Genomic DNA, 13,572 nt, shown 5'->3' on the forward strand with positions numbered 1-13,572 from the left:
TTATATGGCGCAAACTTTTTGCAGGGTATGGTTCCTAACAGTGTTTGCAAATATTGATATTTTTAAATAGAATCCAAGTACCGGACAGATCGGGGTAATGCCGTGTTTTTAGTTAGCCATTCTTCAGGGATAAACGTTTAATTTTTCAGCTGGTGCAACCGGTTGCTGACAGCTCTGCCATTCGCTTGCTGGTGCTGAAATACAGGAGCTGTCTATTTATGTTATATAAATATAATGTATTTTTAAACTATATATATAAATTTTTTTTATTTTTTTGTTAAGAATATTGGAAGACAATCAACTGCATATTGCATGAGCGGTTTTCAATAGTTATCTTACCACAGTTATTACAACCGGCCATCTTATGAAACGCCTTATTGCTGCAGTTATCATCACCATTACCGCCACTTTACATGCGTTGGCGCAACAGGAAACAATACCGGTATTTACAGCCGGTACCGAAGGATATAAATCATTCCGTATTCCCGCATTGATAGGTTTACCTGACGGCAGCCTGCTGGCTTTTGCGGAAGGGCGCGTGAACGGCGCGGGTGATTTCGGTAACATCGATCTGGTCATGAAAAAAAGCCGGGACCACGGAAAAACCTGGTCACCATTACAGGTAGTGGCAGAATATGGTGATCTGCAGCTCAGCAATCCCGGACCAGTAGTAGATCTTACAGATCCCGCCTTCCCGGCAGGGAGGGTATTCCTGTTTTATAATACGGGCAACAATCATGAGACGGAAACGCTGAAAGGCAACGGTGTAAAGCATTGCATGTATATCGTTTCGGCCGACGGCGGAAATACCTGGGGCAAGCCGGTGGATATTACCCTGCAGGTACATAAACCCAGACAACCGCAGGAAGACCCCGCATTTAATTTTGCGGAAGACTGGCGCTACTATGCCAACACGCCAGGGCATGTGATGCAGTTCCGGGAAGGAAAATATAAAGGACGCATTTTTGTGGCTGCCAATCATACTGCCGGCGAACCCGTACCACATGCGGAACATTACGTTGCGCATGGTTATTATACCGATGATCATGGTAAAACATTTCACCTCGGCAACAACATCACTTTCCGCGGCAGCAACGAATCGATGGCCGCCGAATTATCCGGCAGCCGCCTGATGATGAACAGCCGTAATCAGAAAGGTGATGTGCGTGAACGTATCGTCTCCGTCAGCAGCGATGGCGGCGCCACCTGGGATACCACCTGGTTCGAACACCAGCTGCCCGATGCTGTATGCCAGGGAAGTATACTGACTATCGGAAAAAGAAAAGGAAAGAATATTCTCGCCGTCTGCAATGCTGCCGACCCGCACAGCAGAAATAATCTTACCCTGCGCATCAGCTATGACGACGGCCGTACCTGGCCCCGCAGTCAGGTAATATATAAGGGCGGCGGACAAACAAATCCCCGTTACAGTTACGCTGCCTACTCCGATATGACTGTTACCGGTAAGCAGAAGATAGGCCTGATCTATGAAAAAGATAATTATAGCTCCATCGTATTCACTACCGTCCACTGGAAATGATACGGCTGTAATCCTCGCCAGATCTAAGCTGTACCCTGCGTCAGCAGCGCTGACCAATGAACCAGTCCCTTTTCTTCTCCGAACAACCGTTGACGGTTTACTCACCTTGCCGTCGTCGGGAATGTCAGGAAGAAGATAACAGTAAAGGTTAAACGTACTTGGAACGTATTGCTGAAGTCCAATGTCAGCGAGCCGGAAACAACTCACCGCACTGATGCGGAGGGCTGCCTGTTTACAGCTATCAGCTCGTGCACATAATTTCGTATCTTAGGAAGAGATATTATACCATGATCCTACTATACAGATATATCAGCAGTTGTCTGCTGACAGTACTGTTCCTGCAACCTCTTCAGGCACAGGTATCGCATGCGCAGGCGAAAGTTATAGCCGCCATCCGCAGGGAGGTGGGCAGGATAAGCCGGGACACTGCCGTTATCAGGGTAACCGTTAGCAACGAAGAGGTGACGCCGCCTGTCACAGAAGGAGGCGTTAAAATAACAGGATTCTATAAAAAAAATAAAATAGTGAAGATCAACCGCTGGACTGGCATGTACCACGGTAACGAGAGCTTTGATTATTATTTTAAAGATAACCAGTTAATCTATGTACATGAACTGTACTGGGCTTTTCCGCCAGACAGTACCGGGAAGGGCCTGAATTACCGCCGCGCGGACAGGGCCTTTGAAGGCATGTATTATTTTCAGGCCGGTAAAATTTATGATTACATCACTACCGGGCATAACCGTTTCGAAAATGATGAGCTGGACCCCGGTCTGATACTGCTGGAAGAAGCCGGTGAATGTGTGCGGCTGTTAGAGAAAAAGCAGCAGCAGAACAGGGCCGTGCAAAAATAAATACTATATCTGAAAATGATTGCTGACCATTTTTTCGTAGGTGCGTGCAGGTAATATCTTCTTCAGCAGTACAGAAAACTTCTCCAGCGGCTTTCCGATGCGGTACATCCGTTTTACCCGCGGCTGCTGAATAATCTTCTCTATCAATGGTGCAAACACCTCTGTTGACATGCCTTTGCTTACGCTGTCATGCACAATACGCATACACCGCTCCCAGCTGTTTTTATAAACAGAACCGGCAGGTAAGGTGGTGGTGATGCGGTTGGCGTTAATATCCGTATTAAATCCGCCGGGCTGCACATAGCATGCCTGTACGCCATAAGGCGCCAGCTCCGTGCGCATAGCTTCTGTAAGCCGGTCAACGGCCGCTTTGCTGGCGCTGTAGGCCGCCCGGTAAGGTAATCCGTTTTCGCTGGCAATAGAACTGATGTTGATGACCAGCCCCGATTGCTGCCGGCGCATAAACGGTAATACCGCCTGCGTGGTACGCAACAGACCCATTACGTTGGTATCGAAAACCCTGGAAACATCTGTCAGAGAAAGGTTTTCCACCGGCCCGGCCAGTCCCAGGCCCGCATTGTTAATCAGTACGTCTATACGTCCCTGCTCATCAATAATAGTCTGTACCGCCTGCCGGATGCTGTCTTCCCGGCTCACATCCATCTGCAGCGTATGGAAGGTATGGCCTTCCGGTTGTATATTCCGGGAAACACCATAAACCGTGTATCCCCTGGAAGTCAGGTACGTGGCTATGGAAGCGCCAAGGCCGGTAGATGCACCGGTGACAAGAATAACTTTTGACATGTGAGAATGTTAATGGAGGCCGAAGATAGAGAAAAAACCTGCATCTGGGGAAATGACGGGAAAAGCATAATTTTGCCCCGTTAAAATTATGTCAGCCTGAGTATGCAGCAGAACAAATGTCCCAATTGCGGCGCCACTATTTTTTCTATACCTCCGGTCGCCAAAGATCAGCTGAAAGTAAATGTTGACTGCGAATATTGCGGTTCTCAGTTCACCATTTCCAACCCCGCCTACAGGCCGGAACCGGTAGTAAATACTACCATCAACACCTTTACCGCTACCTATACGCATACAAATGCAGCAACACAATCCGGTAATTCAGGATGGAAAAACGCGCCCGACTGGCAGCACAAGGTAACCCGCTTCCTGGGATACTTCGTCGGATGGCTGCTGCTTCCCCTGGTTATCGGCTGCTGGATAGGCTCCTTCAGGGATCCCGCCGGCCTTCCCTACCTTGTTTCCATCATGCTCACCGGCTTTGTCTTTTTCTTCATACTGCTCGCCAGAGCCAGTTCGAGGGAACTGAGGAAGCGGAAGAATGAGGGGAGGTAATTACGAATTACGAATTGCGAATTACGAATGTAATAGCGAAGATTTAAACGGAGATTAAAGGTGATATTCAATACTTATCACCTTTAATCTCCGTTTAAATCTTCGCTATTACATTCGTAATTCGCAATTTGTAATTCGTAATTGTATAAAAAACCAACTGCAACCCAGTTACTTCCGCCTGCTTTACTTTTGCTCCAGAAGAATAATATGACCTGTAGCCCGTAATCTGTAACCCTGTTTCTAATCCCTGTTATCAACCAATCTGAAGTTAATAACCCGCATGCGGCAGTAGTATGTATCGTTATCTTGTGATGTTTTGGGTCGCCCCTTAATACCGTTTGATGTAACCCTTTATAAACCCAAAAATCAGCGTATGAAAATTTTGTTTCGTTACCTGTCCATTATGTTCCTGGCACTCCTGTTCTCCTGCAGTAAGCAGAGTGAGGGGCCAGGGAAAATTAATGAAGATATTATTGCAAAACTGAAGACAGCCGGCTTTGACACCAGCGAAGGGGTGATGAAGTATAAGGATGGCTACCTGGTGGAATATGATATCTTTCTGACAGAAAAACAGATCAATGAGCTGGCGGAAGCCAAAACCACCAAAAAACCGGTGACAGAACATTACAGCACCAACAACCTGGTATCCGGTACCAACCGGGTGATCAAAGTGTTTATGGATGCCGGTTTCGATTCCTATCTGCAGACTTCCTTTGATGCAGCCCTGGCCAGGTATAACAATGAACACCTGGGCCTGTCTTTCCAGCGTAACGCTACATCTGCTGGCGCAGATATCAGCATCTTCTCTTTCTATGAGAACAGCAATGTGCTGGGATACAGCGCAGGCTTCCCCACCGGTGGAAACCCTGCCAGCCCTATCCGCCTCAATACCTATTACTATAATGCCTCCTCACACCGTGCGGATGCTATTACGGTAATAGCGCATGAAATAGGCCATGCTATCGGCTTCCGGCATACCGACTATATGAACCGCGCATTCAGCTGCGGCATCGGCGGTAATGAAGGTCTTGCCGGCGTAGGCGCCAATCCTGTTCTGGGTACGCCTACCGGCCCGTCTCCGGATTCCTGGATGCTGGCATGTTCCAGCAATACAGACCGTCCGTTTACCTTCTATGATAAGATAGCGCTCATTACTACCTATCCTGGTACTTACCCCGGCGATCCTGCACCTATCGGAAAAACAATTTCACTGCGTGCAGCTATCAACGGTAAATATGTGTGTGCTGAAAATGGCGGCGCCTCTCCGCTCATTGCAAACCGTACTGCAGTAGGCCCGTGGGAGAAATTTGTGGTGATCAACGCCGGTAATGGCCTTATTGCTTTACAGGCAGTGGCTAACAACAGCTATACCTGTGCTGAAAATGCAGGCGCTTCCCCCGTTATTGCCAACCGCAGCGCTATCGGCCTCTGGGAAAAATTCCGCTGGATCAAAAATGCTGATGGTACTGTCAGCCTGCAGGCATTTGTTAATAACAGCTATGTATGCGCTGAAAATGGAGGTAACGATCCTTTAATTGCCAACAGACCATGGATCGGTGACTGGGAAAGATTTTACTGGCAGGAACACTAACAGAGCACTGTTTTTTTGAGATGTAACCCGCTCACTGAGCGGGTTTTTTTATTGGAAAGAAATGAAATATAATCCTTTACAGCAGCGGCTTTAACTGTGCGGCAGAATAATTCACGGACTTCAGTGTTTTATTATCCGACTGCCGGTATACCAGATACAGGTCATCTACCCTGGTATAATAACAGGCCGTATTTTCCTGCTCATTATAATGCGCTACCGTTTGCTCCGCTTCTTCTTCAGTCTTACACGCTTTACTCATATTAGACCTGTGTACTTCGCTGAATAGCGCATTGAATTTCTCCCCCAGCCCGAACTCCAGTATAGCGCCGGATAATACATACTGCAGATCACAAAGCGCATCTGCTACCTCTACTAAATTATTGCCGGCAATAGCTGCCTTCAGCTCATTCAGCTCCTCCTGTATCAGCGATACCCGCAGCTCACATCTTTGCTGGCTGGGAATTAACGGCGATTGCTCAATAGGATGCCTGAAGGTACTGTGAAACTCGGCTACACTGCTCAGTGCTTTTACATCTTCCATATGCGGATAAGGTTTGTTGTTAGACGAAAGCCTGAAAGTAAGCATTATTTGCTATTATCCGGCGATTGGCTAACTTCCGGCTTAAATCGAACAATGTAATGGATGGCCGGACATTAATTCTTGAAAATGTCAGTAAACATATTGCTCTTGCTGAAGAGGAAAAAGAATATTTTCTCTCACTGCTGCAGACAAAAAACTATCGTAAAAAAGCCTACCTGCAGCGGGAAGGCAACCCATGCAACCACTTTACCTTTATCACCTCCGGCTGTGTAAAAAGCTATCTCATGGACCCGAAGGGAGAAGAACATATTCTCACCATCGCTCCGGCTGACTGGTGGGTGGTAGACTATATGAGCTTTGTTTTTGAAAAGCCCGGCACATTATTCATAGAAGCCATTGAAGATACCACCGCCCTCATATTGACAAAGGAAAACCGGGACCTCCTGTTCAAAAAAATACCTCCCTTTGAACATTACTTCAGAACCCTTACAGAAAGAGCATTTGCCGTCAGCCAGGAACGGGTTACTGATATCCTGAGCCTCACCGCCGCCCAGCGCTTTGAAAAATTTCAGCAACGCTACGCCCGCATCGCTGCCTCCCTCACCCAGCAACAGATAGCCTCCTTCATCGGCGTCACCCCTGCCTTCTTCAGCCGCATGCTTAAAGCCAAAAGAAAATAAATTAATTATTTGAGATGCGGTTATTTGGTTATTTGAGATTTGTATCCAATCGGTATGCATACGGAAGCATAGTATGCATACCGATTGGATACAAATCTCAAATAACCAAATAACTAAATGAACAAGGTTTGATTTTCTTAACTTTGTAAAGATAGCTGGTGTTAAAAAATATGGAAGATGAAAGGCGTTAAAATATATGAAGTCCCTGTAAACCTGCAGCCGTCGCATTCCCACGGCGGAAGGGATTATTATAAAATAGTGCTGGTAACCGGTAAGGTATTGCTCGGTTACAGCGGCCGGACAGTAACCTGTAAAGATACCTTCCTGTTTTTTGCCAACCCGCATCTGCCGCATTCGGTGGAACACCTGTCCCGGAAGAATAAAGCCTTTGCCTGCCTGTTTACCGAAACGTTTATTGCCGGCAGGGAACGGAAAGGACTACTGCAGCATTCTCCGTTATTCCGTATCGGTGCATCTCCCGTTATTCCTGTCAGCGGCGCGCAAGCCGCCTTCCTGGTCAGCCTTTTTCAGCAGATGCTCGATACCTCCGGCAGCGATTACGAACACCGGGAGGATATGTTGCGTAACTGCATCGCGCTGATTATACATGAAGCCATGCGCCTGCAGCCGGCGGAAGATAACCGGAAAGAAAAAGATGCCGCCGCCAGGATCACATACCTCTTCCTGGAACTGCTGGAACAACAGTTTCCGGTAGACAATACCGGAGATCCGCTCAGGTTAAGAAACCCGCACGATTTTGCAAACGCCCTCTCCGTACATGTTAACTACCTCAACCGGTCTGTCAGGAAAGTAACCGGTAAACCTACCTCTGCGCATATTGCTGAACGCATCGCCGCGGAAGCCGTCAGCCTGCTGCAGCACAGCGACTGGAACATTGCAGACATCGCCTATAGCCTCGGATTCGAATATCCTACCTACTTTAATAACTACTTCAAACGGGTGACCGGTAAAACACCTACATCTTTCCGGAAAGAAAAAGTTTGAAAATCATACTTTTTGGTTTGATTCTCTTTTAATCCGGAAGATAGTTAACAGGAACTTTGTATGAATAAATACAAGTACCATGAACAAAAGAAAACTGAACGGACTGGAAGTCTCCGCTATCGGTTACGGCTGTATGGGCCTGAGCCAGGGATACATTCCTGTGCCTGATAAAGAAGAAGCCATCCGCCTGATACATCATGCCTTTGAGCTGGGCTGTACATTTTTTGATACCGCCGAAGGGTATGCTATGGGCGCCAATGAACAACTGCTGGGCGAAGCATTGAAGCCCTTCCGGCAGCAGACCGTGATAGCCACCAAATTTCTGATCCCGGAAAACAGCGGATATCATTCACTCCCACAGCTGAAACAAGAACTCAGCAACCGCCTGGATAACTCGCTGAAACGGCTCGGTACAGATCATATAGACCTGTATTACCAGCACCGGGTAACGAAAGATATTCCGGTAGAAGATATCGCCGTTTGCATGGGCGAGTTCATAAAGGCAGGTAAAATCCTTGGCTGGGGCCAGTCTCAGGCTACGGTGGAAGAAATCAGAAAAGCGCATGCCGTTACACCGCTGACAGCCATTCAGAGTGAATACTCCATCATGGCCCGCGGTTTTGAAAAAGAGGTGATTCCCCTGTGCGAAGAACTGGGTATCGGATTTGTACCGTTTTCTCCGCTGGCCAACGGTCTTCTGTCGGGGAAAGTCAGCGCGGACGATCACTACACCGGAAAAGATGCCAGAAGGGTTATCTCCCGTTTTAATAAAGAAAATATCATCGCCAATCAGCCGTTGCTGCAGGTGATTACAGCACTGGCGGCAGCGAAAAATGCTACGCCGGCACAAATTTCCCTGGCATGGATGCTGCACAAAAAAGATTTTATCGTACCTATTCCCGGCTCCAGGAAACGGGACCGGCTAACGGAAAATTTCGGTGCAGCAGCGGTAACCCTGACAACCGCTGAATATACAGCGCTGGAAACAGCACTGGCCTCCCTTACCATCTATGGCAGCCGCAGAGATGAAGACCTGGCCAAACTGAGAACCCTGCAATAAAATAACCATTCTTCTTAAAGCCATGTTAAAATTCAGATTTGCCATGCATTGTTCCGGAAGCGGGCATAATAACGGCGTTGTATATACGTTTTTGAGCTAAATTAGTGCTGAAAAACTTATTGCCAACAAATCCGGATGGTCATAAAACCTCCGGTCCGATCTGATATGAAGAAGAATATTATTACTGCTGTAGCATTGTTGCTGGCTTCCTGTGCCTTCGCTCAAACCAAACCGCTCATTGGTATCGTGTTCAGGGGAAGTGACAGCACCGGTCACCAGGATGCTGTCAGGAATGCAGTGGAAGATGCTTTCCTGCGTACCAAAAGGTTTGATTTTGTAGAACGCGGTGAACTGGACCAGGTGAAGAGCCAGCCGGCAGAAAGTGCGCAGCTGGCAGCCATGAAAGAGCTGAAAGCCCAGTACCTCCTGGTAGGTAACATCGTCAGTGTAATGGAAGACCAGAAACAAACCAAACTGCCGGTATTCGGAACGTCAGTAACACCGCAGACAGAAATCATCTTCAATGTGAAAGTACTGGATGTTAACTCCGGAGAACTGGTGGCAGCAGGCAACTTCGCTAATACCGGCAAGGGGAAAAATGCTTTCAATGATGCCCTGCAGGGAGCCGGCAGCCGCCTGGACAAATTCGTAAAGGATAATTTCAGGCTGACAGCTACCATCGCTTCCATCGAAGAAAAAAATCCCTATGGCGATGCGGTTAAAGTGCTGTTATCCGCCGGTAAAGCCGTGGACCTGAGAGAAGGCGATGAGTTCAAAGTGTTCGAGTCTGTAGAAGTCAGTGTAGATGGTAAGAAAATTACCAGGAAGAAAACGGTGGGCGCTGTTGTAATATCCCGTATTGAAGATGAACATTTCAGCGTGGCCACTGTGCTGGAAGGTGCAGGCGAAATCACTAAACTGATTACGAATGGGGCTACACTCCGCTGTGAACTGACAGCAGAAGCGCCGAAGAAATTATTTTTCAGGAAATAACCTGGTAACGGTCATAGTAACAGGCGTCTGTCATATTGTGTATGGCAGACGCCTGTTGCATTGAAGCAGTAAGGTTTACAACTGGCTAAAGGCGACTTTTCTTATCCATTGATTTATCCGAAGTCTGGCTTCATCAGAAAAAGGATACACCTTACTGCCGCGGTAACAGGCAGGAGCTGTCCGTATACGGTGGTTAGTGCCTTTCAGCACCACGGTATCTATATGCGCGGGGTATCCGCCGGGAAATATCTGCTGTAATTTCCGCAGACAATCATCTGCCCATACCGTCCGGTCATTTTCACCAAACATAAACAGTACGGGCTTTTTGATAGATTGTATGTACGGAGCGGCTTTAAAGCCGTGTGTTACCGCCAGCTGCCGCCACTGCTGCGTAAACGGGAAGAGTTCAGACATTACGGTAGCAACGTTAACGAATATACGCGCTTTCCGGAGGGCGGCTTCCCGCGGCTTTTTATCCACACAGATAGCGGTCCCCGCGAACTCATGGATGATCTGTTCCTTTACATCCAGCGTAGGCCCCGCCAGAGAGAGGCCGCCCGCAAAAGTCTCCGGGTATCTGGACAGACATACTTCCACAATCCATCCTCCCTCACTGTGCCCGGCGATAATTATTTTATGCGGATCTATATAGGGCAGTGAGGACAGGTAATCGGCCGCGGCCTTCATATCTGCTGCGCTTTCTTCAAAGGTGGTGTTGTACCATTGTCCTTCAGAAGCGCCCACGCCTCTTTTATCAATGTACAGAACAGCCATACTGTCCATTGGTAGCTGTTCTTCCAGCATAGCCTTCAGTAATCCGGGATAACCGGAAGAAGCGTAGGAAGAGGTAGCGCCGGATCCCGGACGGAAGATAATCGCAGGGATTTTGAACGAGGGGCGGGGAGGAGCCAGAAGTCTGCCTTTCAGCTGGTATCCATTGCTAGTGAAAGCTACGGGTATTCCCCGTTGCAGCACACTGCTATCAACATTCGTCAGGGGAGGTTTACGGAAGAAAAGAACAGGATGCAGGAAATTGGCATAACAGGAGATAATGGCTATTATAATGACTGTTTTTAACAGGGAGCGCAGAAAACTTTTTTTTCGCCGGGGTTGCATGAGCGTTGTTTAAAGGTGTGGGAGTAAGTACCGCAACAGTTCATCTGAAGTTACCCAATATATCTCATATATTCCACCACGGCAGCCGGGAAATCCGGAGCGCTCCGGCAGATTAAATAATTATTATTCCATTTCTTCAATAGTACCTTCGCTTTCTCCCAGATGACGGCCCCACCGGGCGATGCTCTCCAGCGGATCGATAAGGGTTTTCCCGAATGGGGTTAAGGAATACTCCACCCGGAGCGGCGGTTTGGCGCCAAATGAGGCCCGCTGAATCAGTCCGTCTGCTTCCAGCGCTTTCAGTTGCAGGCTCAGCATCTTCTCTGTGATATCCGGAATACGCTGCCGCAGCTCAGTAAAGCGCATCGTATTATTCCGCAGGTACCAGAACTTTTCCATTTTCCACCGATATAATCCATCGTAATATCCATGGCACAATGGTAGGTTTTCCCGTAAAGTTTAAAACCAACTTTCTTTCCTTTAATAATCATAACGTTTTTTTGTACCTGTCAGAATTGACAGTTATTGCGCAGGAGGTAGATTGAATTTACTTTTGACATACACAATAATAATTCAAAAGTAGAAAATGAAAACAAAAATTCATACTTATACATCACAGGAGCCGATGCTTAAAGTAAATGCTTTTATTGCAGAAGGCGACAATGAACTGGTAATAGTAGATACTACCCTTACAAAAAGTGATAGTCTTGCCCTGAAACAACAGGCCGACGCACTGGGCAAACCCGTTGCCGGCATCATTCTTACCCATGGTCACCCGGATCACGTAGCGGGTACATATCATGTTAAACAGCAACAGGACATACCGGTGTTTGCAACACCTGCCGTAAAGCAATTAATGCTTGACACAGAACAGGCAAAACATGCGCAATGGTCCGGTATGTTTGGCGAAGAGTGGATTCCGCAATGGGCATATCCAACAGAATTAGTCAATCATGGTGACCAGGTGCGTATCGGAAATATGACTTTTTCTGTACTTGACATCGGCGCCGGTGGTGATTGTGATGCCAATTCTGTCTGGCTGCTGGAAGATGACAACCGCGCTGCTTTCATTGGTGATCTGTTGTACAAAAACAATCATACCTATATGAATGACGGCGGTATCCTCCGCTGGTTATCCAACCTGGAAGTACTGGCGCCAACGATGAAAGATTACGCTGCTTTCTACGTAGGACATGGCCCTGTATGTGATATAAAGGATTTTGAAAAACAAAGGGCATACTTCCTCCGCTATTGTTCAGAAGTATTGAAAGCTACCGGCGGAACAGGTATTTTTAATGATAACAGCAGAAAACATTTTGAAGAGATCATGTTGTCAGCATTCCCTGATTATGGTTGCCAATTTATGGTGGCACTTTCAGCCGATAACGTAGGGAAGGAACTGGCAGGTATTCATCAACATTAATTTTTTTCGTTTTTTTATATGAAACAGATAGGTATACTGGGAACAGGTATGGTAGGTAATACCATTGCTACGAAACTTGTTCAGCTGGGTTATAAGGTAATGATGGGGTCAAGAACTCCTGATAATGAAAAGGCCCTTGCATGGGTAAAAGCACAGGGCAGCCATGCTTCGGCAGGAACATTTGCATCCGCTGCCGCTTTCGGTGAAATCATTTTCAACTGTACGCAGGGAGATATTTCACTGGAAGTAATGAAACAGGCGGGCGCCGGGAACCTCAAAAATAAAATACTGATAGATGTCAGCAATCCGCTGCTGTTTGTCCCTGGTAAGCTGCCGGCGCTTATCCCGGAACTGAGTAATACCCATTCGCTGGGAGAAGCTATTCAGCATTTTTTACCCGATACCCATGTGGTAAAATCACTGAATATTGTCAACTGTGAAGTGATGGTGAACGCTGCCCGAAGCGGAGGAGAAGCAACCATGTTCCTGGCGGGAAATAATGCTGCCGCCAAAGCAAGCGTTGTTGAAATATTGCAGCAGTTCGGCTGGAAAGATATTATCGACCTCGGAAATATTGAACATGCCCGTTCTACTGAAATGATGCTGCCCATCTGGCTGAGTGTATATACCGCAACCCGGAACGGCCACATCGGATTCAAGATTGTGAGGTAAATATGATAAGTAAAGAGGGGAGATGCAGTGCTCATCTGTATGTATTTTAAATAGTGGAATACATACGGATGAGCACTGCATCTCTCCTGTTTATATCATCTCATAGCCGGAAGTACCCGTTGCACCGGACATTAGCCAATCATTACCGTTTCCGGTAATGGAGTGCTACGGCGCCGGATTTAAGAACAATAGTATCAGCCAGTTGTAAATTAAGTTGTTCATGAAGGCTGCCGGCATCCAGTAACCGCCGGCCTTGCCCTGTCATCACCGGGTGGACAACCAGGTTAAATTCATCAATCAGGCCCGCTGTTATCAGTTCCGGAAGCATGCTTACACTATCTACCGCAATTTTTTTCCCGGGTTGCTGTTTTAGCTTCAGCAGCTCTGCTGCGGGATTGCCACGAACGATCCGGGTATTCCCCTGCACACTTTCCAATGTCCGGGAAACAACAACTTTATCGATAGCGGTAAATCTTTCGGCAAATCTGTTTTCACCTGCTGTGCCGGATTGATCTTTCGCGATATCCGACCAATAGGGAAACATAAGCTGATACATCACGCGGCCGAAAAAGTACAGGTCAACGTCATCCATCATACTTGTGAAATAGTCATAAAGCTCCTCACCGGGATTTAAGGTCATATGATCACAATAGCCATCCAGGCTAATATTCAATCCGAATGTTACAGGTCTCATGCTTGTCTGGTGTTGAAGGTCAGAAAAATGCAGATTGATTAATTTAT

At 47.2% G+C, this 13,572-nt stretch carries 15 protein-coding genes; 10 read left to right on the plus strand and 5 right to left on the minus strand.

Annotated elements, in window-relative coordinates:
• Positions 1–364: 364 nt before the first annotated feature.
• Positions 365–1,540 carry a sialidase family protein gene (locus tag GWG06_RS05300; protein WP_160711814.1) on the plus strand — a complete coding sequence of 392 codons (1,176 nt, stop codon included), beginning with the start codon at positions 365–367 and terminating at the stop codon, positions 1,538–1,540.
• A gap of 287 nt (positions 1,541–1,827) precedes the next feature.
• Positions 1,828–2,394: a hypothetical protein gene (locus GWG06_RS05305; protein WP_127042482.1), complete on the plus strand. Its 567-nt coding sequence runs from the start codon at positions 1,828–1,830 to the stop codon at positions 2,392–2,394.
• A 3-nt stretch (positions 2,395–2,397) separates the two neighbouring features.
• On the opposite strand, the gene GWG06_RS05310 is transcribed toward GWG06_RS05305, so the two are convergent.
• The gene (locus GWG06_RS05310) at positions 2,398–3,198 is read right to left on the minus strand and encodes an SDR family oxidoreductase (protein ID WP_127042480.1); all 801 of its coding nucleotides are present in this window, start codon (positions 3,196–3,198) and stop codon (positions 2,398–2,400) included.
• Positions 3,199–3,300: 102 nt separating this feature from the next.
• Between GWG06_RS05310 and GWG06_RS05315 the strand changes: the two genes are divergently transcribed.
• On the plus strand, positions 3,301–3,750 hold the full coding sequence (locus GWG06_RS05315) for a TFIIB-type zinc ribbon-containing protein (RefSeq protein WP_160711816.1): 450 nt from the start codon (positions 3,301–3,303) through the stop codon (positions 3,748–3,750).
• A gap of 373 nt (positions 3,751–4,123) precedes the next feature.
• Positions 4,124–5,341, plus strand: coding sequence for a M57 family metalloprotease (locus GWG06_RS05320; protein WP_127042476.1), 1,218 nt, complete (start codon positions 4,124–4,126; stop codon positions 5,339–5,341).
• Between the two features lie 76 nt (positions 5,342–5,417).
• Here GWG06_RS05320 and GWG06_RS05325 read toward each other — a convergent pair whose 3' ends face one another.
• A complete protein-coding gene (locus tag GWG06_RS05325; RefSeq protein ID WP_202182951.1) occupies positions 5,418–5,927 on the minus strand; it encodes a pyrophosphohydrolase domain-containing protein in 510 nt (169 codons plus the stop codon).
• A 53-nt stretch (positions 5,928–5,980) separates the two neighbouring features.
• Between GWG06_RS05325 and GWG06_RS05330 the strand changes: the two genes are divergently transcribed.
• From GWG06_RS05330 to GWG06_RS05345, 4 genes are all read left to right on the plus strand, one after another.
• Positions 5,981–6,562 carry a Crp/Fnr family transcriptional regulator gene (locus GWG06_RS05330; protein WP_160711818.1) on the plus strand — a complete coding sequence of 194 codons (582 nt, stop codon included), beginning with the start codon at positions 5,981–5,983 and terminating at the stop codon, positions 6,560–6,562.
• Between the two features lie 177 nt (positions 6,563–6,739).
• Positions 6,740–7,567: a helix-turn-helix domain-containing protein gene (locus GWG06_RS05335; RefSeq protein ID WP_160711820.1), complete on the plus strand. Its 828-nt coding sequence runs from the start codon at positions 6,740–6,742 to the stop codon at positions 7,565–7,567.
• A 79-nt stretch (positions 7,568–7,646) separates the two neighbouring features.
• Positions 7,647–8,627 (plus strand): aldo/keto reductase, encoded by a 981-nt coding sequence (locus GWG06_RS05340; RefSeq protein ID WP_160711822.1) that lies wholly within the window; start codon positions 7,647–7,649, stop codon positions 8,625–8,627.
• A gap of 165 nt (positions 8,628–8,792) precedes the next feature.
• Entirely contained in the window at positions 8,793–9,620 is an 828-nt protein-coding gene (locus GWG06_RS05345; RefSeq protein WP_158631596.1) for a hypothetical protein, read from the plus strand.
• Positions 9,621–9,695: 75 nt separating this feature from the next.
• On the opposite strand, the gene GWG06_RS05350 is transcribed toward GWG06_RS05345, so the two are convergent.
• Both GWG06_RS05350 and GWG06_RS05355 read right to left on the minus strand, forming a co-directional pair.
• The gene (locus tag GWG06_RS05350; protein ID WP_160711824.1) at positions 9,696–10,736 is read right to left on the minus strand and encodes an alpha/beta hydrolase family protein; all 1,041 of its coding nucleotides are present in this window, start codon (positions 10,734–10,736) and stop codon (positions 9,696–9,698) included.
• Positions 10,737–10,859: 123 nt separating this feature from the next.
• Positions 10,860–11,135 (minus strand): winged helix-turn-helix transcriptional regulator, encoded by a 276-nt coding sequence (locus GWG06_RS05355; protein WP_235938151.1) that lies wholly within the window; start codon positions 11,133–11,135, stop codon positions 10,860–10,862.
• A gap of 187 nt (positions 11,136–11,322) precedes the next feature.
• On the opposite strand from GWG06_RS05355, the gene GWG06_RS05360 reads away from it, so the two are divergent.
• Together GWG06_RS05360 and GWG06_RS05365 are read left to right on the plus strand one after the other, a co-directional pair.
• Entirely contained in the window at positions 11,323–12,159 is an 837-nt protein-coding gene (locus GWG06_RS05360; RefSeq protein WP_160711826.1) for an MBL fold metallo-hydrolase, read from the plus strand.
• An 18-nt stretch (positions 12,160–12,177) separates the two neighbouring features.
• Positions 12,178–12,831 (plus strand): NADPH-dependent F420 reductase, encoded by a 654-nt coding sequence (locus GWG06_RS05365; protein ID WP_160711828.1) that lies wholly within the window; start codon positions 12,178–12,180, stop codon positions 12,829–12,831.
• Positions 12,832–12,973: 142 nt separating this feature from the next.
• Here GWG06_RS05365 and GWG06_RS05370 read toward each other — a convergent pair whose 3' ends face one another.
• The gene (locus GWG06_RS05370) at positions 12,974–13,525 is read right to left on the minus strand and encodes a dihydrofolate reductase family protein (RefSeq protein ID WP_160711830.1); all 552 of its coding nucleotides are present in this window, start codon (positions 13,523–13,525) and stop codon (positions 12,974–12,976) included.
• Positions 13,526–13,572 lie beyond the last annotated feature (47 nt).

The organism is Chitinophaga solisilvae, assembly GCF_009928525.1.
In the GTDB taxonomy this organism is placed as follows: domain Bacteria; phylum Bacteroidota; class Bacteroidia; order Chitinophagales; family Chitinophagaceae; genus Chitinophaga; species Chitinophaga solisilvae.

Bases quoted from the DNA above. Each gene is read 5' to 3' on its own strand.
- GWG06_RS05350 (WP_160711824.1), bottom strand. From the start codon at position 10,736: ATGCAACCCCGGCGAAAAAAAAGTTTTCTGCGCTCCCTGTTAAAAACA.
- GWG06_RS05365 (WP_160711828.1), top strand. From the start codon at position 12,178: ATGAAACAGATAGGTATACTGGGAACAGGTATGGTAGGTAATACCATT.
- GWG06_RS05300 (WP_160711814.1), top strand. From the start codon at position 365: ATGAAACGCCTTATTGCTGCAGTTATCATCACCATTACCGCCACTTTA.
- GWG06_RS05335 (WP_160711820.1), top strand. From the start codon at position 6,740: ATGAAAGGCGTTAAAATATATGAAGTCCCTGTAAACCTGCAGCCGTCG.
- GWG06_RS05340 (WP_160711822.1), top strand. From the start codon at position 7,647: ATGAACAAAAGAAAACTGAACGGACTGGAAGTCTCCGCTATCGGTTAC.
- GWG06_RS05330 (WP_160711818.1), top strand. From the start codon at position 5,981: ATGGATGGCCGGACATTAATTCTTGAAAATGTCAGTAAACATATTGCT.
- GWG06_RS05355 (WP_235938151.1), bottom strand. From the start codon at position 11,135: ATGGAAAAGTTCTGGTACCTGCGGAATAATACGATGCGCTTTACTGAG.
- GWG06_RS05310 (WP_127042480.1), bottom strand. From the start codon at position 3,198: ATGTCAAAAGTTATTCTTGTCACCGGTGCATCTACCGGCCTTGGCGCT.
- GWG06_RS05305 (WP_127042482.1), top strand. From the start codon at position 1,828: ATGATCCTACTATACAGATATATCAGCAGTTGTCTGCTGACAGTACTG.
- GWG06_RS05370 (WP_160711830.1), bottom strand. From the start codon at position 13,525: ATGAGACCTGTAACATTCGGATTGAATATTAGCCTGGATGGCTATTGT.
- GWG06_RS05360 (WP_160711826.1), top strand. From the start codon at position 11,323: ATGAAAACAAAAATTCATACTTATACATCACAGGAGCCGATGCTTAAA.
- GWG06_RS05315 (WP_160711816.1), top strand. From the start codon at position 3,301: ATGCAGCAGAACAAATGTCCCAATTGCGGCGCCACTATTTTTTCTATA.
- GWG06_RS05345 (WP_158631596.1), top strand. From the start codon at position 8,793: ATGAAGAAGAATATTATTACTGCTGTAGCATTGTTGCTGGCTTCCTGT.
- GWG06_RS05320 (WP_127042476.1), top strand. From the start codon at position 4,124: ATGAAAATTTTGTTTCGTTACCTGTCCATTATGTTCCTGGCACTCCTG.
- GWG06_RS05325 (WP_202182951.1), bottom strand. From the start codon at position 5,927: ATGCTTACTTTCAGGCTTTCGTCTAACAACAAACCTTATCCGCATATG.